General features: G+C 37.1%; 1 protein-coding gene and 1 pseudogene. Both read right to left on the reverse strand.

Annotation, left to right across the window (positions count from 1 at the left end):
- On the reverse strand, positions 1 to 47 hold a 47-nt coding region (locus NLX71_RS26350), incomplete at its 3' end, for a helix-turn-helix domain-containing protein (protein ID WP_254366770.1).
- A gap of 38 nt (positions 48 to 85) precedes the next feature.
- Positions 86 to 483 (reverse strand): annotated as a pseudogene (gene tnpA, locus NLX71_RS26355) (IS200/IS605 family transposase).
- Positions 484 to 623 lie beyond the last annotated feature (140 nt).

Consider the following 623-nt stretch of genomic DNA (forward strand, 5'->3'; position numbering starts at 1 on the left):
CCGAAGGTTTTTGCTAGCAGTTGTTCTTGTTGAGGCGTTGGGTACAATCGGAACTTATAGGCCTTGTTTGCTATGTCCAGTCACCTCACTTCATCCCCTGATTTTCGATATATTCTTTATCACTTCAAGAGGTGCGCCACCCGTTGTAAGTAAGCAAAAACTTCTTGACCAAAAGTATCCTTTCCAAAGCTTCTTTCTCACTTGTGGAAACTCTTTTTTTATCAGCCTCGAGCTTGCACTTTTATAAGCATTGATGAATTTGGACAATTCGGTGTTCGGGTGTGCTTTGAACAAAATATGCACGTGGTCCATATCATGATTCCATTCGACTAAGGATATATTGTAGTTTTCACCTAATCGAACAAACATTTCTTTCGCATAGTCAGATAGGGTATCATCCATCACTTTTCTACGATCTTTCACAACCAAAACAAGATGATAATAAAGATATAATACCGAATGATTATTGCTATTTAATTTCATTGATATAACAGCATTTCTTTTATCTAAGACTGATTATATCTCATCATAGAAAATATGGCAACAAAAAAAGACTTTAGGCTTCGCCTACCGAAATTCATCTCCCACTTTCATCAAGCTTCGCAAGATTTAGAAGTGGGAGA

The sequence above is a fragment of the Paenibacillus sp. MZ04-78.2 genome, assembly GCF_024213375.1.
Lineage (GTDB): Bacteria > Bacillota > Bacilli > Paenibacillales > NBRC-103111 > Paenibacillus_G.